Genomic DNA, 17,742 nt, shown 5'->3' on the forward strand with positions numbered 1-17,742 from the left:
GTTTTCTGCTCGGTACGTCACCGATCCTGGCCGGGACCGCTATCGCACGGCTGGCGCTTCGCTAACGCCCGGCTGACACGGGGCGCGGCGGTCGCTGCTGCGCCGCCGTCAGGGCGCGTACGACGAGGACACCGGCCACGGCCGCGCCCACGACCGCCACGTCGGCCAGCAGCAGGAGCCGTACGTCCGAGTAGGCGCGCGCGATGACGTCATCCGTGGAGTCGGCGTACATCAGCCCCACCCCACTCACCATTCCCGCCAGCCACAGCCCCCACCACCAGTTCACGGAGCGCGGCAGCCGCTCTCCGGGGGCGCTCTGCCGGTGGACGTCCGCGACGATTCCGCGCGGCACCCACAGGTTCATGATGGGCATGATCCAGCCGAGGTAGACCCATGGTCCGGCGTAGCGCGGCGGCTGCCCCGAAATGACGCGCGCGTTGTCCCGTACGCGCACCAGCCACACCAGGAAGGCGACCGCGCACAGCAGCGTGGCCGCGTCCCCCAGCGAAGTGACTATGTGGTACGCGTCCTCCAGCCCGGTCAGCGGGCGGTGCCGGCCGTTGCCCTGGTCCGGCAGCCCGGAGGACGGCTGCCCCGCCGTGGCGAGCCGGACCTGCCACACGGCCCGGGCCACCCAGGCGGCGCCGGCGAGGACCAAGCCGGTGATCGCGATACTGGCCGCACCCCGGACGGGTTGCAGGGCGGGCTGTGCAGTGGGCTGTGGGGTGTCGTCGTTCACCCGGTCATCCTGACCCAAGGCGAGCCCCTGATGCCAACCATGATCACTGACGTGCCGTCACCTCTGCCCCGCCGTCCACCTCCTCACTGTCCACCGGCAGCTCCACCACCAGCCGGAACCCCCGCCGCCCGTCCGGTCCCGAGTCCAGCGTGCCCCCGGCCGCCGCGAGACGTTCCGTGAGGCCCTTGAGGCCGGTGCCTCCGGAGGTGACGGGCGCCGCGGACGGCGCGGCGGGGCCGCGGCCGTCGTCGGTGACGGTCAGGCGGGCGCGCCCGGCGGAGGCGTCGGTGCGGACCTCGATCTCGCAGCGGGTGGCGCCGCTGTGGCGCACGGTGTTGGTGACGCCCTCGCGCACCACCCAGCCGAGCAGCGCGCTCGTCTGCGGGGGCAGCGGCGGGCCGGATTCACGGACGACGGGTTCGATGCCGGCGGCCTGGAGGGCGGACCGGGCGCGGTCCAGTTCCGTACCGAGGCTGCCTTCGCGGTAGCCGGTCACCGCCTCGCGGATCTCGGTCAGCGCCTGGCGGCCCACCGCCTCGATGTCGGCGGCCTGGCCCAGCGCCGCGTCCACGTCGCGCGGCGCCAGCCGCCGTACCGCCTCCGCCTTGACGACGATCACCGAGAGGGTGTGGCCGAGCAGGTCGTGCAGGTCGCGGGAGAAGCGCAGGCGCTCCTTCTCCACCGCGGTGCGGGCCAGCTCCTGGCGGGTCGCGTCGAGCTGCTTGATGGTGTCGAAGAGGTGCAGGACGGTGGCGGCGATCATGCCGGAGAAGAAGGTGGCGTAGCCGATGGCGGCGGACATCCAGTGGTCGGCGAAGCGCCAGCCCGAGATGGTGCCCGCCGAGCCGCTGATGACCACCAGCACGACGAAGTGCGGTCTGCCGCGCAGGGTCCGGACCGCGCCGGAGGCCAGCGACAGGAGCGGGAAGAACAGCAGCCAGGCGTGGCCGAAGGTGAGTGCGATGGCGTAGGTGACCGCGGTCAGGGCGGCGAAGCCGTACAGCGGGACCCGCGAGTCGCGGTAGCGCGGGTTGAAGGCCGAGAAGACGACGAAGATGTAGATCGAGTTGAAGGCGAGCAGGCCGAGCCCGGCCAGCCAGGTGTTCTGGTCCCTGCCGCTGATGATGTTGGACAGGGCGCCGACGCTCATCAGCAGCCACGGCAGGAAGGTCTGGGGGCGCGGGCCCTTGCCCTTGGCGTACATGGAGGACCCGTGGCGACGACGGGCCGTGGCCGCCACGCCCGCGCCCCGCCCGTCGTCGAGGTCGAGCAGGCCGGTCCAGCCGGGGGCGGCCGGCTTGCAGGTACGGGTACGACGGGAACGGACACGGGCACGGATACGGGCGCGAAGTCCGCCGGGGCGGCCTCGCCCGCCGTCCTGTCCGTCGCACCCGTTCTCCTCGGGTCCGTTCTTCTCGGGCCCGTTCTTGTCGGCCTGCCGGTTCCTGCGCACGTTCCGTACTGCCTCTTCCCTGTTCCGCGCCGCTGTCCGCGCTCCTGCGCGCGTCGCTCGCGACGCTACCGAGGCCGCCCTCGGGCCCGGCAGGGGTGAATGTACGCGGCCGATGGGGACAAATGTCATGGAGGCGGGCGGGTCGGCGGGGCGCGCTTGGCTGACGGGCCGTCAGGGGTTCCCGGCTCCTGCCGGATCGGCTATACATGGAAGCCGTCGGATAGAACGCGTTCTAGAACGGGACGCCCGGGTACGGTCGCCGGCCATGGCCGGACCGGACCACGGACCGCCGACCGCAGGCGACCCCGGCACGGCCGACGGTGCGGACGGCCGCGTCGGGGTCTTCACACCGTGGTGAAGGAGCAGCAGCCCCATGCCCATCGACGCCGCCCAGGCCACCTCCGCCGAACCGCGGACCACCGACCTCGCCTGGGAACCCAAGGACGTCCTGCTCTACCACCTCGGCATCGGCGCCGGCGTGCCCGCCGCCGACCCCGGCGAGCTGCGCTACACCCTGGAGAGCAAGCTGCACGTGCTGCCCAGCTTCGCGACGGTGGCGGGCGGCGGCATGGCGCTGGCCGGGGGCCTCGGCGCGCCGGGTATCGACGTGGACCTCGCCGCCGTACTGCACGGCGGCCAGACCGTGACCCTGCACCGGCCCATTCCCGTACGGGGGCGCGCCGTCCAGAAGTCCACCGTCCCGGCCGTGTACGACAAGGGGAAGGCCGCGGTCATCGTGCTGCGTACCGAGACGGCTGATGATGACGGGCCGCTCTGGACGTGCGACACGCAGATCTTCGTCAAGGGGGAGGGCGGGTTCGGCGGTGAGCGGGGCCCGTCCAGCCGCCCGACGCTGCCCGAGCGCGCGCCGGACCGTACCGTCGAGCGGCACGTACGGGAGGACCAGGCGCTGCTCTACCGCCTGTCCGGCGACTGGAACCCGTTGCACGCCGACCCCGACTTCGCCAAGCTCGCCGGCTTCGACCGGCCGATCCTGCACGGGCTCTGCACGTACGGCATCACGCTGAAGGCGGTGGTGGACGAGGTGCTGGACGGCGACGTGGCGCGCGTCGCCGCGTACTCGACCCGGTTCGCGGGGGTGGTCTTCCCCGGCGAGACGCTGCGCGTACGCATGTGGCAGGAGCCCGAACGGGTCCTCGTGTCGGTCACGGCGGCCGACCGGGACGACGCGCCGGTCCTGGCGGACACCGCCGTCACCGTCAGCCCGTCGGGCGTGTAAGGCATACCCGAGCACGTACCGGCATTCCCGGGCATGCAGGGGCATCCCCGAGCGTGCAAGGACATTCCCGGGCCGCCCCGCCCGGCAGGTGATCATCCGACCCCGCCGCCCCGCGAAGGGAGCGCATCATGCGCGCAGCGATTCAGCACCAGACAGGGCAGGAGAAGCTGGAAGTCCTCGACGGTATCGAGGCGGTGGGGTTCGGGCCGGGGAAGGTGCGCATCCGCATCCGGGCGACCGGGCTGTGCCACTCGGACCTGTCCGCGATGAGCGGGGTACTGCCGCAGCCCGCGCCGTTCGTCCCCGGGCACGAGGGCGCGGGCGAGATCACGGAGGTGGGCGAGGGCGTCCAGGGGCTCGCGGTGGGCGACCGGGTGCTGATGTGCTGGCTGCCCGCCTGCGGTACGTGTCCCTCCTGCAAGCGCGGCCAGACCCAGCTGTGCCTGGCCGGGTTCATGAACGCCGGAACCCCCAACTTCCGCCGCCCCGGCGCCGACCCGTCCGATGTCTTCGGCTTCGCGGGCACCGGCACCTTCGCCGAGGAAGTGGTGGTCGCGGCCAACTGCGCCGTACCGATTCCGGACGACGTGCCGTACGAGATCGCGGCGCTGATCGGCTGCGGGGTGACGACGGGGCTGGGCGCCGCCATGAACACCGCGCGGGTGGAACCCGGGGCGTCCGTCGCGGTGATCGGCTGCGGCGGCGTCGGGATCTCGGCCGTCCAGGGCGCGCGGGTGTGCGGGGCCGCGCAGATCGTCGCGGTGGACCCGGTGGCCGCGCGCCGCGAGGCGGCGCTGCGCTTCGGCGCCACGGAAGCGGTCGCCCCGGAGGAACTGGCCGACGCCAGACAGCGGGTCACCGCGGGCGAGGGCTTCGACTACGTCTTCGAGGTCGTCGGCAAGTCCGCCACGGCGCGCACCGCCTACGAGACGACGCGGCGCGGCGGCACGCTCTGCGTGGTCGGCGCGGGAGCGATGGACGACCACTTCCAGGTCAACATGTTCGAGCTGTTCTTCGACGAGAAGCGCATCCTGCCGTCGCTGTACGGGGGCGGGGACGTGCTGCGCTCCTACGAGCGGGCCATCTCCCTGTGGCGGGCGGGCCGGATCGACCTGGCGGGGCTGATCACCCACCGGGTGCGGCTCACCGAGATCAACGAGGCGCTGGAGCAGATGCGGACCGGCGTGGCGCTGCGTACGTGCATCGAGATGTGATCCGTCCCGGCGCGGGTGAGACGCTCCGGCGGACGAGAGGAACGCGGGCGCGACGGCCCCCGACGAACGAGAGGAACGCGGGCGCGACGGCCCCCGACGAACGAGAGGAAGCCGACAACGTGAGCGCTCCCACTGAACGGCCGCTCGACGGACTGACCGCGATCGTCACCGGCGCCGCCCGCGGCCTCGGCCGGGCGGAGGCGCGGGAACTGGCGCGGCTCGGCGCGGCCGTCGTCGTCAACGACTACGGGCAGCCCGGCCGGGACGGCTCCGGTGCGGCGTCGGCGGCCCCGGCCGAGGAGACCGCCGAGGAGATCCGTGCCGCGGGCGGCGAGGCCGTCGCGCACGTCGGCGATGTCGCGGACCACGACACGGCCCGCGACCTGGTCCACCAGGCCGTCGCCCGCTGGGGGAAGCTGGACATCCTGGTCAACAACGCGGGCATCCTGCGCGACCGGATGATCTTCTCCATGACCGAGAACGAGTGGGACTCGGTGATCCGCGTCCATCTCAAGGGCCACTTCAACACCACTCATTTCGCCGCCGCCCACTGGCGCGAGCGTTCCAAGGCCGCCGGCGCCGCCGTCTACGGGCGGATCGTCAACACCTCCTCCGAGGCGTTCCTCGCGGGCTCGGCGGGCCAGCCCAACTACGCGGCGGCCAAGGGCGGCATCGTCGGCCTCACCACGTCCTCGGCGCTCGCGCTGGCCAAGTACGGCGTCACCGTCAACGCCATCTGCCCGCGCGCCCGCACCCGGATGACCGAGGACGTGTTCGCCGGGTTCGAGGTACCGCGGGACGGGACCCTCGACCCGCTGGCGCCCGAGCACGTCGCGCCACTGGTCGGCTACCTGGCCTCGCCCGCCGCCGCGCGGCTCAACGGGCAGCTGCTCGTGGTGCACGGCGGCATGGTCGCGGTGATCGAACGGCCCAAGGTGGCGGCCCAGTTCGACACGGCGAAGGACGCGTTCACGTACGCGGAACTGGACGGGCTGCTGACGCCGTACTACGAGGAACGCCCGCCGGGCGAGACGTTCGCGGCGGCGGAGGTGTTCGGTCTGAAGAGGCGCTGAGGTATCGGGCCGGTTCAGTGGATGATCGACACGATCCGGCAGGCGGCTGCCGCCAGGTCGCGGCGGCCGTCGATACGGGCACGGGCCAGCGCGGTGTCCGGCTGGATGCCGCGCGTGCACAGGCGCCAGGCGGTCTCCGCGTCCAGCCGGACCAGCGCGGCAGGAGGCGCGGTGGGGCGTGTGCCCGCGGGTTCGGCCAGCGACCAGCGGGCCCCGGTGGCCGTCACGGTCCAGGTGCCGCCGGCCAGACCGTCGATCCGTACCTGGATCTGTGTGCCGACCGGTGCCTCGACGCCGTCCAGGGTGTGGGGCAGCGCCCGCATGAACGTGTCCAGCACCACGGACGGAAGCCGCGGATCGGGGTCGGTGTCCTGCCCGGCCGCGTGCCGGATGTGCTGGCGGTGCGTCCAGAACTCGGTCAGATCGCGTGCGCTGTCCAGCCACATCGGCGCCGGGTCGGCACCGGCCCACGACACGCCCAGTGACGGCGCATGGGGATCGGCGCCCTCGAAGAACCGGGCCACCTGCCCGCCCACCAGGCCGAGGGTGTCGGTGAGCGCGGCCGGGCTCACCCGCGAGAAGGCGTCCACCCATTCCTGGTTGATGCGGTGGATGAACGCCTCCAGCGTCTCGCCCGGCGCGAAGACGGGGCCGTCCCGGTGGCCGTCCCGGTCGCGCGAGAGGCGCCCGTAGAAGTCGCCCAGGAGGTGGGCGACGAGGTCGCGGACGGTCCAGCCCGGCACCGCCTCCCGGCTCCAGTCGGCGGGCGCCAGACCGCGCACCGTGGCCATCAGCGCGGCGTGTTCGGGGGCGAACAGCGGGCGCGCGTCGATCGGAGTGCCGAGCCACGCGTGGTGCGGGTCCTGGGGGAGCGGAGAGTCCATGACCGGAGCCTGCCCACCGCAACGGCCCGGCGGCTACCGAGAATTACCGTTTCTCTCAGGCGTCCTGCGGCTCCTTGGTCCGGCGGTGCCGGCCGTTCGGGGACGCGTCGGCGTTCTCCGAGGCGGCCGGGCCTCGGTGTTTGCCGGAGCCTGCCGCCGTGGCGGCCCGGTCGGCGTCCTGCGGGCGCGCCTGGGTCGTGTCGGTTCGGGCTTCGGACATGGGGGGAGTCACTCCGTCGGATCGCTTACGGCGGTACGCGGCGGGGCCTGTCCCCGCGGCGCCTGGGACGCGCCGCGGCCAGGCCGTCGGTGGCCGGTCGACCGCTGATACTAACGAAGCGAACGATCTTGCTCTACCGGGCCTCCCGGGCCGCCGCCGGGGCCTGTTGCAGTGGTGCTTGCTGCAACGGCACCGGCCTGTACGGAGAGGGATGCGCGGGCACGCCGAACGGTTCCCGGGTCATGGATTCCGCTTGTGCGGATGCGGTGAAGGCGTCGGCGGGTGGGGGCGGCGGCGGTTGCGTATGCGCCGTTGCCGACGGGGGAGTTGAGGGGACGCGGATCCACCGTGCGGGCCGGGCCGGAACGCCGGCGGGCACGAGGGCCCCGGCGGGGGCGGGCGCGTCCGCACCGGGCCCGGCCTCGGCGGACGGGGCGTCGACCGGCTCCTCTGACTCCTCCTGGGACCGCGCCCCCGTCGCGGAGGCCGGCAGCCGGGCCAGCCCGCACGGTACGGCCGGGGTCACGCACGGCAGCCGCAGCTCCCCGTCGGCCGTCCACAGCCCCGTACCCGCCAGCCAGCCGCGCGGAGCGGGCAGCTGCCGCAGCCGCCGCTCCGCGGGCCGCCACACACCCAGCCACGTGCCGGTGACGGCGTCGATGCGGAACGCCACCGCGCTGCTCTCCGGCGCGAGCGCCTGCCCCGGCTGCACGGCGAACGGCCGCAGCGCCGCGTCCGGCAGCCGCAGGCACTCCGGGAAGCGCACCGGCAGCGCGCTGCCGAGCACACCCCAGCCCAGCCGGTCGTGCCCCGCCGCGTCCGACCGCAGCACCAGCAGGCCGCTGTCCGGATCGGCCAGCAGCAGCCGGTCGTTGCTCTCCTCGGTGATCTGGAGCAGCGGACTCACCTCGCCGCCGCGCTCCAGGTCGACCGCCACCGTCTTGGTGCGGCCGTCCAGCTCCTGGTCCAGCGCGAGCAGCCGCCCCGTACGGTCCAGCCAGACGCCGCCCGTGCAGCGGCCCTCGATCTCGGCGACGCAGGCGGGGACGGTGCGGACCTGGCCGGGGACCGGGGAGCGGTGGCCGTCGTGCACCAGCCACAGCACCGTGGAGCGCTCGCCGGGCGCGAGGGCGTAGGCGCGGCTGCCGCAGGGCGCGGCCGGCAGCAGGGTCAGCTCCGCGGCCTCGACGGTGCCGAGCGGGAGCTCGCCGGTGCCGGGGCCGGTCGGGTACAGCAGGCCGAGCGCGTGGCGGTCGGCGGCCCGGCGCCGGATCAGCACCCGGCCGTCCGCCAGCGGCAGCAGCCGGGTGTCCGCCTCCTCGGGCCGGTGGCCGGGCAGCGGGACCGCGTACGGCTCGGGGCCCGCCAGCGTCCAGCGCTCGGGGAACCAGTTCCCGGTGCTCTCGTGCCGGGCCAGCCGGGCGGCGTACGAGCCGTCGGCGGCGATGGTCAGCGCCGCGGGGTGCGGCCGGGTGTCCGGCGTCGCGGCGTCCTCGGTGACACAGGCCGTCATCGAGTGCTCACCTCCTGTCAGTGGGCCCGAAGGTAGTTTTCGCACGCCCAGACGATCAGAGAAGGTTGCGGCAGTTCACGCAAAAGTGTGGCGGATGTCCGGTTCGCCTTGATGTAGCGGGGGAGGGTGTGCTTCACGGAACGGAGGGGAGGTGAGGGGGGTGGGTGCCGTCGTCACGGCGGCCTACAGTTGCCTGGACGATCTACGCGGCTATCCGGTGAAGTGCACCGGTTGTTTCTCTGACGAGTGACCGGCCGGGTGCCGTGGCCCCGGCCGCCGAGCGGCCCGGCACGGGGGCACGGCTGGGAGGTAACCTTCCCCCGTGCCCGTACTGTCTGAAGTCCTCGCCGCGCTCGACGCCCTCTGGCCCCCCGAGCGGGCTGAATCGTGGGACGCCGTCGGCACGGTCTGCGGTGACCCGGACGCCGGGGTGCGCCGGGTCCTGTTCGCCGTCGACCCCGTGCAGGAGATCGCCGACGAGGCGGTCCGGCTCGGCGCCGACCTGCTCGTCACGCACCACCCGCTCTACCTGCGCGGTACGACCACGGTCGCGGCCGGCACCTTCAAGGGCCGCGTCGTGCACACCCTGATCAAGAACGACATCGCGCTGCACGTCGCGCACACCAACGCCGACACCGCCGACCCCGGTGTCTCCGACGCCCTGGCGGGCGCGCTGGACCTGCGGGTCCTCCGCCCGCTGGTGCCGGACGCCACCGACCCCCACGGCCGCCGCGGCCTGGGCCGGATCTGCGAACTGCCGCACCCGATGACGCTGGCCGAGTTCGGCCCGTACGCCGCCGCCCGGCTCCCCGCGACCGCCCAGGGCGTCCGGATCGCCGGCGACCCGGACCGTACGATCCGCACGGTCGCCGTCTCCGGCGGCTCCGGCGACAGCCTCTTCGACGACGTACGGGCGGCGGGCGTGGACGCGTTCCTCACCGCCGACCTGCGCCACCACCCCGCCTCCGAGGCGACCCAGAAGAGTCCGCTGGCGCTGCTGGACGCCGCCCACTGGGCCACCGAGTGGCCCTGGTGCGAGCAGGCGGCGGCCCAGCTCGACGAGATTTCCGACCGGCACGGCTGGAACCTGCGCACCCATGTCTCGCGCACGGTCACCGACCCCTGGACCGCCCACGCGGCGTCCGACGCCCGTACGACCCCGACCACTACCACAGGAGCCCCCCGCTGAACGCCGCGCCCGCCGACCAGATCCGCCTCCTCGACGTCCAGGCCCTGGACGTGAGGCTCAGCCAGCTCGCGCACAAGCGCGAGAACCTCCCCGAGCTGGCCGAGATCCAGACCCTGGAGGGCGACCTCACCCAGCAGCGCGACCTGCTGGTCGCCGCGCAGACCGAGGAGAGCGACACCAGCCGCGAGCAGACCAAGGCGGAGCAGGACGTGGACCAGGTGCGCCAGCGCGCCGCCCGCGACCAGCAGCGCCTGGACTCCGGCGCCATCACCTCGCCCAAGGACCTGGAGAACCTCCAGAAGGAGATCGTCTCCCTCGCCAAGCGCCAGGGCGACCTGGAGGACGTCGTCCTGGAGGTCATGGAGCGCCGCGAGTCCGCCCAGGAGCGGGTCGCCGAGCTGACCGAGCGCGTGGAGTCCGTGCAGGCCAAGGTCAACGACGCGACCGCCCGCCGGGACGCCGTGTGGGCCGAGATCGACGCCGAGGCCGAGACGGTCCGCAAGGAGCGCGAGCTGACCGTCGCCGACATCCCGGCCGATCTGCTGGCCCTCTACGACAAGCTGCGCGAGAAGCACGGCGGCCTCGGCGCCGCCCGCCTCTACCAGCGCCGCTGCGAGGGCTGCCGCCTGGAGCTGGACATCACCGAGCTGAACGACGTGCGCACCGCGCCCGCCGACAAGGTCGTGCGCTGCGAGAACTGCAGCCGCATCCTGGTGCGCACGCCCGACTCGGGCCTGTAGACCGTGGCCCGTACGCTCATCGTCGAGGCCGACGGCGGGTCCCGGGGCAACCCGGGGCCCGCGGGCTACGGCGCGGTCGTCATCGACCCGGAGTCCGGGCAGCCGCTCGCCGAGGCCGCCGAGTACATCGGCACCGCCACCAACAACGTCGCCGAGTACCGCGGCCTGCTGGCCGGCCTGCGCGCCGCGCACGCCCTGGACCCCGACGCCGAGGTGCGGGTGCGGATGGACTCCAAGCTCGTGGTGGAGCAGATGTCCGGGCGCTGGAAGATCAAGCACCCGGACATGCGGCCGCTGGCGTCCGAGGCGCGGACGGTCTTCCCGCCCGGCCGGGTCACGTACGAGTGGATCCCGCGCGAGCAGAACAAGCACGCCGACCGGCTCGCCAACGAGGCGATGGACGCGGGCAAGGCGGGGCGGCAGTGGGAGCCGCGCGACTCCCGCGCCGAACTCGACGCGGGCGGCACGGCGCGCAGCGCGGCGGCGCGGGCGGCCGACGCCGCGGCGGAGGCCGCGGAAGCCGCCGGGGCCGCCGAGCCGAAGGCGCCCCCGGTGGGCTGGGCGTCCGCCGACCTCGGCGCGCCCACCACGCTCGTCCTCCTGCGGCACGGCGAGACGGCCCTCACCCCGCAGAAGCGGTTCTCCGGCAGCGGCGGCTCCGACCCGGAGCTGTCCCCGGCCGGCCACCGCCAGGCCGAAGCGGTCGCCGCCGCGCTCGCCGCGCGCGGCACCGTCCAGGCCGTCGTCAGCTCGCCCCTCAAGCGCTGCCGGCAGACGGCCGAGACCGTCGCGGCCCGCCTCGGCCTGGACGTGCGCGTCGACGAGGGCCTGCGCGAGACGGACTTCGGCGCCTGGGAGGGCCTGACCTTCGCCGAGGTGCAGGAGCGCTACCCGGAGGACCTGGCCGCCTGGCTCGGCTCCGCCAAGGCGGCGCCCACCGGCGGCGAGTCCTTCGCCGCGGTCGCCCGCCGCGTCGCCCTGTCCCGCGACAAGCTGCTGGCCCGGTACGCGGGCCGGACCGTCCTGCTGGTCTCGCACGTCACCCCGGTCAAGACGCTGGTACGCCTCGCCCTCGGCGCCCCGCCGGAGTCGCTGTTCCGGATGGAGCTGTCGGCGGCGTCGCTGTCGGCGGTCGCGTACTACGCGGACGGGAACGCCTCGGTGCGGCTGGTGAACGAGACGGCGCATTTGCGCTGAGCGGCGCCGGGACCGGGGCCGACCGGGGCGGACGGCCGGGACCGGGCGGCCGGGGCGGAGAGCCGGGATCGGGCGGCCGGGGCGGAGAGCGGGGTCGGGCGGCCGTGGCCGAGCGGCCGGGGACGGGCATTCCCGCTGCGGGCCCGGGTTTTCAGCCCCGGGCCCGGGTTTTCCGCCATGCGCCCGGGGCGTCCGTCCCGGGCCCGGGTTTTTCGTCCCGGTCCCGGTTTTCCCGCCACGGGAAAGGCCCGCCGGTCATCGCGCGGGCCATTCCCCCATCCGCGCGGGCCGTTTCCCGTCACCCTCCGGTCGCTTTCCGGTCCGTTCTCCGCCTGGCGTGATCCCTGCGCTCTGCACCGGCTCGGGGCCGGTTCGCACGGCTGGCTTGATTGGTTTCTTGAAGTGCGCTCCCCGCTTTCCTAGCGTCGCTGGCACACCGGGCGCGACCGCGTCCTTCCCCGCCGCATGCGCGCATTCCGCATGCCTTTACGGAGGTTGGTATGCCGAACGAGTACACCGGGCCCGTCGAGATTTCCGCGTCCGTCGCGGAAGCCAACCGGAAGGCCGCGGAGCGCCTCCGGGAAGGCGGCTCCCAGGACTTCGAGGAGGCGCAGCGGGGGCTGCTGGCACAGCCGGACGTACCGGCGATCCACTCCCGGACCGACAGCGGCAAGGCGGTGTGGAACTTCACCGCGTACGACTTCCTCACCGACGGCGACGAGCAGGCGCCCCCGACCGTCAGCCCGAGCCTGTGGCGGCAGGGGCGGCTCACCGCGGCGGCCGGACTGTTCCAGGTCACCTCCGGTGCGCGGGGGGCCGTCTACCAGGTGCGCGGGTACGACCTGTCCAACATGACGATCATCGAGAGTGACCAGGGGATCATCGTCATCGACCCGCTGGCCTGCTACGAGACCGCGCAGGCCGCCCTCGCGCTGTACCGCGACACCACCGGGAACCGGAACCCGGTCCGCGCGCTGGTCTACACCCACAGCCATGTCGACCACTTCGGCGGCGCCCGCGGCCTGTTCGCCGAGCGGAACGACGAAGTCCCCGCCGGCCTCCCGGTCCTCGCGCCCGACGGGTTCCTGGAGCACGCCGTCAGCGAGAACGTCTACGCGGGCCCGGCGATGCAGCGCCGCGCCGAGTACATGTACGCGGCGGAGCTGGACAAGGGCCCGTACGCGCAGGTCGGTTCGGGCCTCGGCCTGACCGTCTCCACCGGCGAGGTCACCCTGCTGCCGCCGACCGACTACATCGGCAGCGCCGAGGCCGTCACCAGTGACGACTGGTCGCCCGCCGACGTCATCCCGTGGCGGGAGGGGCTGCACCGACGCGTCATCGACGGCGTACGGCTGATCTTCCAGCTGACGCCCGGCACCGAGGCGCCCGCGGAGATGAACATCTATCTCCCCGAACTCCTCACCCTGTGCATGGCGGAGAACGCCACCCACAACCTGCACAACATCCTCAGCCTGCGCGGCGCCCAGGTACGGGACGCGCACGCCTGGGCGAAATACCTCACCGACGCGATCCAGACCTTCGGCGAGCACACCGAAGTGGAATTCGCCTCGCACCACTGGCCGCGCTGGGGCAAGGAGCGCATCCTCGAATTCCTGAGCAACCAGCGGGACATGTACGCGTACCTGAACGACCAGACGCTGCGGCTCATCAACCGGGGATACACCGGAATCGAGATAGCCGAGGAACTCCAGCACCTGCCGGCCGGCCTCGCCGACCACTGGTACAACCAGGGGTACTACGGCTCCCTCAGCCACAACTTCAAGGCGGTCTACCAGCGTTACATGGGCTGGTTCGACGGAAATCCGGCCCACCTGTGGAATTTGCCGCCGACCGCGGCCGGCACCCGCTATGTGGCGGCGATGGGCGGCGCCGAGGCCGTTGTGCGCAAGGCGCAGGAGGCGTACGACGGGCGCGAGGGCGACCCGGACGCGTACCGCTGGGTCGTGGAGCTGCTCAACCACGTCATCTTCGCCGACCCCGGCACCGTCTCCGAGAAGGCGGTCCAGGACGCCAAGGCCCTCCAGATCAAGGCCTTCGCCCAGCTCGGCTACGGCGCCGAGAACGGACCCTGGCGCAACTTCTTCCTGACCGGCGCCGAGGAGCTGCGGACCGGACCGCAGCGGCCCACCGGCAAGGGCGCGCCGGACCTGGTCCGCAGCATGACCCTGGAGCAGATCTTCGCGGCGATGGCGCGCAGCGTGGACGGACCGAAGGCGGCAGAGGAACAGCGGGCCGCGATCGTGCTCCACTGGAACTTCACCGACACACGGCAGGAGTGCACCACGACGCTGCGCAACGGCGTCCTGGTGTACGTCGCGGGCACCGACCTGTACGCGGGCAAGCCGCAGGCCACCATCGCCCTCACCAGGGCGGCGCTCGACGCGATCCTCCTCGAAGGCCCGCTGTTCCAGCGGAACTTCGACGCGGCGGTCGAGGCGGGCACCGTCCGCGTCGACGACCGGGCGGCGGCGGACACGGTGTTCGGGTATCTGACGGTGCCGGATCCCATGTTCGCGATCGTGGCGCCGTAACGTCCGTTGGGCGTTCTGTCCGCGAGGCCGCGTCGTCGTCCCAGGGGATCAGGCCAACGACGCGGCCTCGCGCGCCAGTTGCTCCACCCGGCCCCAGTCCTTCGCGCGCAGCGCGTCCGCCGGCAGCATCCACGTACCGCCGACGCAGGCCACGTTCGGCAGTGCCAGGTAGGCGGGCGCCGAGGCCAGGCCGATGCCGCCGGTCGGGCAGAAGCGGGCCCGGGGAAGCGGCGAGGCGAGCGACTTCAGGTACGCGGTGCCGCCCGCGGCCTCCGCCGGGAAGAACTTCAGCTCGGTGACGCCCTCGTCCAGCAGCGTCACCACCTCCGACGCCGTCGAGACGCCCGGCAGGAACGGCAGGCCCGAGCCGCGCATCGCGGCCAGCAGCCGCGGCGACCACCCCGGGCTGACCAGGAAGCGGGCGCCCGCCGCGACCGCGGTGTCCACATGCTCGGGGGTGAGCACCGTGCCCGCGCCGACGACCGCCTCCGGGACGGCGTCGGCGATCGCCCGTATCGCGTCGGGGGCGGCGGCCGTACGCAGCGTCACCTCGATGGCCGGGAGCCCGCCCGCCACGAGTGCGCGGGCGAGCGGCACGGCGTCGGCCGCGTCGTCGAGGACCACGACCGGGATCACGGGGGCGAGCCCCAGCACGGACGGCGGAGTGGCGGGGGAGGGGGCGGCAGCGGTAGTCACGCCGCCCATAGTGCTGCGAGAGGCCAACATCCGCAACGGTCGTTGCGGATGTTGCAATGCCCTCCCGTTCGTGGGATTACAGCTCCGTCACCACCACATCGATCGCCCACGCCTTGCCCGCCTTGGCCGGGGCCTCGGCCTCCACCACGTATCCGAGATCACCCAGCGCCTCCACCAGCTCCGCGGGGCCCTCCGGCGCGCGCCCCGCCGTCAGCAGGTCCCGCACCATCCGCCCCTTCGTCGCCTTGTTGAAGTGGCTGACCACCGACCGCTTCTCCACCCCGTCGACGATCTTCGACTGGAGCACCCGCACCGTCGCCGTACGGCCCGCGATCTCGCCCTTCGGCTTCCATGCCGTCGCGTACGCCGCCGACCGCAGGTCCAGCACCAGACCGTCCGCCGCGGCCTGCGGCAGCACCTCGGCCATCGGCGTACGCCAGTACGCGCCCAGGGCGCCCAGCCCCGGCAGCTTCACGCCCATCGAGCAGCGGTACGACGGGATGCGGTCGCCGATCCGTACCGCGCCCCACAGCCCCGAGAACACCAGCAGCGACGCCTCGGCCGCCCGCCGCGCCCGCGCGTCCAGCGTGGCCAGGCCCAGCGCGTCGTACAGCACGCCCGTGTAGATCTCGCCGGCCGGCCGCGTCCCGGCCTCGCGCAGCCCCGCGTTCTTCGCGATCTCGCCCCGGAGCCCGTCGCTCAGCCCCAGGACCTCCTGCGCCTTCGTCTCATCCGCCGCGCACAGGCCGACCAGCTCGTCCAGCACCGCCTCCCGAGCCGGATTCAGCCCGGGCAGCGACAGCGCCCCCATGTCCAACGGCTTCCCGCCCCCGGACGCGGCCTTCCCTTCGGACGGCGGCAACAACACGAGCACGCGCTTCTCCTTAACCTGCTGTGCAATGGCTGTGCCACTTTACGGTCGGGGCGGGGGCGGAGCGGGCACCCCATCGAGGGGCGGGCGCCCCGCGCGCCCCCTACGCTCAAAACATGCCCCGCCGCCACCTCCGCGTGACCGCCGCAGCCGAGGCACCGCTGCGCGCGGCGCTGCGCGAGCTGCGGACGCGGCTGGACGTACCGCAGGCCTTCCCGCTGTCCGCGCAGGCCGAGGCGGACAGTGCCGCCCGCTGGCCGCACCCGCCCGCCGAGACGGCCGCCACCGACGCGACCGACCTGCCGATGTTCACCGTCGACCCGCCCGGCTCGATGGACCTCGACCAGGCGATGTCCCTGGCCCGGCGCCCCGGCGGCGGCTACCGCGTCCACTACGCCATCGCCGACGTGGCGTCCTTCGTCACCCCCGGCGGCGCCCTGAACGCCGAGGCACACCGCCGCGTGACGACCCTCTACTTCCCCGACGAGCGCGTCCCGCTGCACCCGCCCGTTCTCGGCGAGGGTGCCGCCAGCCTGCTCCCCGACGAGGACCGCCCGGCCGTCCTGTGGCGGCTCGACCTGGACGCGGACGGCGCGCTGCGCTCGACGGACGTGCGCCGCGCCCTCGTCCGCTCGCGCGCGAGGATGGACTACGAGGGCGTACAGCGCGCGCTGGACACCGGCACCGCCGAGGAGCCGCTGTGCCTCCTGCGCGAGATCGGCCGCCTCCGCGAGGACCTGGAGGTGGCCCGCGGCGGCATCTCCCTCAACGTCCCCGAGCAGGAGATCATCGAGCGGCCGGACGGCTACGCCCTCGCCTACCGCGCGCCCCGCCCCGCCGACGGCTGGAACGCCCAGCTCTCCCTGCTCACCGGCATGGCCGCGGCCGGCCTGATGCTCGCCTCCGGCACCGGCGTCCTGCGTACGCTCCCCACCGCCCCGGACGGCGCGGTCGCCCGCCTGCGCCGTACCGCCCGCGCCCTCGGCATCGACTGGCCGGCCCACACCTCGTACGCCGCCCTCGTCCGTACCCTCGACCCCACCCGCACCGCACACGCCGCCTTCCTCCAGGACTGCACCTCCCTGCTGCGCGGTGCGGGCTACACCGTCTTCGACGGCGACCCGCCCGCCCCCGAACACGCCCGCCACGCCGCCGTCGCCGCCCCGTACGCCCACGTCACCGCCCCGCTGCGGCGCCTCGCCGACCGCTACGGCGCGGAACTGTGCCTGGCCGCGTCGGCCGGCCAGGAGCCGCCGGACTGGGTCCGTACGGCACTGCCCGACCTGCCCGCCGAGATGGCGGCGGGCAGCCGCCGGGCCAACCAGGTCGAGCGGGAGTGCGTCGACCTCGTCGAGGCGGCCCTGATGCAGGACCGGCTCGGCGAGATCTTCGACGGGTACGTGGTCGACGTTCAGGAGGCGCGGCCGGACCGCGGCACGGTGCACCTGTACGACCCGGCGGTGGTCGGCCGCATCGACGGCGGCGAGCGGGTCCCGGCGCTGCCGCTGGGCCACCCCCTGCGCGTCCGCCTCACCGAAGCGGACCCGGGCCGTGCCCCGGTCCGCTTCACGCCGGCGTGACCGCCGCCGTTTCCTTCCCTGCCGCCAGTTCCTCCCTGATGGCGGCGACCGCGGCCCGCCCCTCATCCGCGTGGAACCGCACCGTACGGGCCGCCACCCGCCGCCCCAGCAGCTTCACCGCCGTGACCGGCTCGGTCAGCTCGACGGTGACGCAGGTCTGCGCCGCCACCGCCATCTCCAGCACCCCGGCCCGCTCAAGGGTCTGCCGCCCGGCCGTCTCCGCCTTCGGAAAGCGCAGGTCATACCGTACGGACGCGATCCGCTCCAGCGGTATCCACACGTCCAGCGCGGCACCTTGGCGTACCCGCAGCCCCTCCGGGCCCAGCACATGCGGCCGGGTCACGGCCGCAGCCTGGAAACCCAGCACCATCAGCACCGTATAGACGTCGAGCACCAGCATGATCCAGTGCACGACCGGAAGCTTCGCCAGCAGGAACCCGACGCCGACCGTCTCCACCGCGCACACGAACGCGAACCCGTACATCATCGGCGCCTGCGCCCGCGCGTAACCGAGCGGCCGCCGCCCCGGGCCGACACCGTGCCGCCGCCGCGTCACCCACAGCCCCAGACTGGCCATCCAC

16 protein-coding genes are annotated in these 17,742 nt (G+C 73.7%); 8 read left to right on the top strand and 8 right to left on the bottom strand.

Annotation, left to right across the window (positions count from 1 at the left end; all coding sequences use genetic code 11):
• Positions 1-61: 61 nt before the first annotated feature.
• Both CP973_RS09780 and CP973_RS09785 read right to left on the bottom strand, forming a co-directional pair.
• On the bottom strand, positions 62-739 hold the full coding sequence (locus CP973_RS09780) for a DUF4328 domain-containing protein (protein WP_150239361.1): 678 nt from the start codon (positions 737-739) through the stop codon (positions 62-64).
• 43 nt (positions 740-782) lie between these two features.
• Complete coding sequence (locus CP973_RS09785) at positions 783-2,192, bottom strand: sensor histidine kinase (protein WP_425281948.1); 1,410 nt, start codon at positions 2,190-2,192, stop codon at positions 783-785.
• A gap of 373 nt (positions 2,193-2,565) precedes the next feature.
• Here CP973_RS09785 and CP973_RS09790 point away from each other — a divergent pair, with 373 nt between their 5' ends.
• The 3 genes from CP973_RS09790 to CP973_RS09800 all read left to right on the top strand — a co-directional run bounded on the left by CP973_RS09790 (position 2,566) and on the right by CP973_RS09800 (position 5,719).
• Positions 2,566-3,432 carry a MaoC/PaaZ C-terminal domain-containing protein gene (locus CP973_RS09790; RefSeq protein ID WP_150239363.1) on the top strand — a complete coding sequence of 289 codons (867 nt, stop codon included), beginning with the start codon at positions 2,566-2,568 and terminating at the stop codon, positions 3,430-3,432.
• Between the two features lie 128 nt (positions 3,433-3,560).
• On the top strand, positions 3,561-4,646 hold the full coding sequence (locus CP973_RS09795) for a Zn-dependent alcohol dehydrogenase (RefSeq protein ID WP_150239365.1): 1,086 nt from the start codon (positions 3,561-3,563) through the stop codon (positions 4,644-4,646).
• Positions 4,647-4,765: 119 nt separating this feature from the next.
• Positions 4,766-5,719 (top strand): 3-oxoacyl-ACP reductase, encoded by a 954-nt coding sequence (locus CP973_RS09800; RefSeq protein ID WP_150239367.1) that lies wholly within the window; start codon positions 4,766-4,768, stop codon positions 5,717-5,719.
• A gap of 14 nt (positions 5,720-5,733) precedes the next feature.
• Here the strand turns inward: CP973_RS09800 and CP973_RS09805 are convergent, their stop codons facing one another.
• From CP973_RS09805 to CP973_RS09810, 3 genes are all read right to left on the bottom strand, one after another.
• Positions 5,734-6,603, bottom strand: coding sequence for a maleylpyruvate isomerase family mycothiol-dependent enzyme (locus CP973_RS09805; RefSeq protein ID WP_150239369.1), 870 nt, complete (start codon positions 6,601-6,603; stop codon positions 5,734-5,736).
• A 55-nt stretch (positions 6,604-6,658) separates the two neighbouring features.
• A complete protein-coding gene (locus CP973_RS39940) occupies positions 6,659-6,823 on the bottom strand; it encodes a hypothetical protein (RefSeq protein WP_167538305.1) in 165 nt (54 codons plus the stop codon).
• Positions 6,824-6,956: 133 nt separating this feature from the next.
• Positions 6,957-8,336, bottom strand: coding sequence for a hypothetical protein (locus CP973_RS09810; protein WP_150239371.1), 1,380 nt, complete (start codon positions 8,334-8,336; stop codon positions 6,957-6,959).
• Between the two features lie 322 nt (positions 8,337-8,658).
• Between CP973_RS09810 and CP973_RS09815 the strand changes: the two genes are divergently transcribed.
• The 4 genes from CP973_RS09815 (at position 8,659) to CP973_RS09830 (ending at position 14,014) form a co-directional block, all read left to right on the top strand.
• A complete protein-coding gene (locus CP973_RS09815; RefSeq protein WP_150239373.1) occupies positions 8,659-9,525 on the top strand; it encodes a Nif3-like dinuclear metal center hexameric protein in 867 nt (288 codons plus the stop codon).
• The gene (locus CP973_RS09820; protein ID WP_208853239.1) at positions 9,522-10,265 is read left to right on the top strand and encodes a zinc ribbon domain-containing protein; all 744 of its coding nucleotides are present in this window, start codon (positions 9,522-9,524) and stop codon (positions 10,263-10,265) included. Before CP973_RS09815 ends, CP973_RS09820 begins: the two co-directional genes overlap by 4 nt.
• A 3-nt stretch (positions 10,266-10,268) precedes the next feature.
• The gene (locus CP973_RS09825; RefSeq protein ID WP_150239375.1) at positions 10,269-11,462 is read left to right on the top strand and encodes a bifunctional RNase H/acid phosphatase; all 1,194 of its coding nucleotides are present in this window, start codon (positions 10,269-10,271) and stop codon (positions 11,460-11,462) included.
• Positions 11,463-11,962: 500 nt separating this feature from the next.
• Positions 11,963-14,014 carry an alkyl/aryl-sulfatase gene (locus CP973_RS09830; RefSeq protein WP_150239377.1) on the top strand — a complete coding sequence of 684 codons (2,052 nt, stop codon included), beginning with the start codon at positions 11,963-11,965 and terminating at the stop codon, positions 14,012-14,014.
• Between the two features lie 48 nt (positions 14,015-14,062).
• Here the strand turns inward: CP973_RS09830 and eda are convergent, their stop codons facing one another.
• Positions 14,063-14,719 (bottom strand): bifunctional 4-hydroxy-2-oxoglutarate aldolase/2-dehydro-3-deoxy-phosphogluconate aldolase, encoded by a 657-nt coding sequence (eda, locus tag CP973_RS09835; RefSeq protein WP_150239379.1) that lies wholly within the window; start codon positions 14,717-14,719, stop codon positions 14,063-14,065.
• 67 nt (positions 14,720-14,786) lie between these two features.
• Positions 14,787-15,584 (bottom strand): peroxide stress protein YaaA, encoded by a 798-nt coding sequence (yaaA, locus tag CP973_RS09840; protein WP_150239381.1) that lies wholly within the window; start codon positions 15,582-15,584, stop codon positions 14,787-14,789.
• Positions 15,585-15,697: 113 nt separating this feature from the next.
• Here yaaA and CP973_RS09845 point away from each other — a divergent pair, with 113 nt between their 5' ends.
• Positions 15,698-17,161, top strand: coding sequence for an RNB domain-containing ribonuclease (locus CP973_RS09845; protein ID WP_150239383.1), 1,464 nt, complete (start codon positions 15,698-15,700; stop codon positions 17,159-17,161).
• Here the strand turns inward: CP973_RS09845 and CP973_RS09850 are convergent.
• Positions 17,148-17,738 carry a hypothetical protein gene (locus CP973_RS09850; protein ID WP_244409359.1) on the bottom strand — a complete coding sequence of 197 codons (591 nt, stop codon included), beginning with the start codon at positions 17,736-17,738 and terminating at the stop codon, positions 17,148-17,150. The two genes, CP973_RS09845 and CP973_RS09850, sit on opposite strands and share 14 nt — an antisense overlap.
• Positions 17,739-17,742: the final 4 nt, after the last annotated feature.

The organism is Streptomyces albofaciens JCM 4342, assembly GCF_008634025.1.
GTDB lineage: Bacteria > Actinomycetota > Actinomycetes > Streptomycetales > Streptomycetaceae > Streptomyces > Streptomyces albofaciens.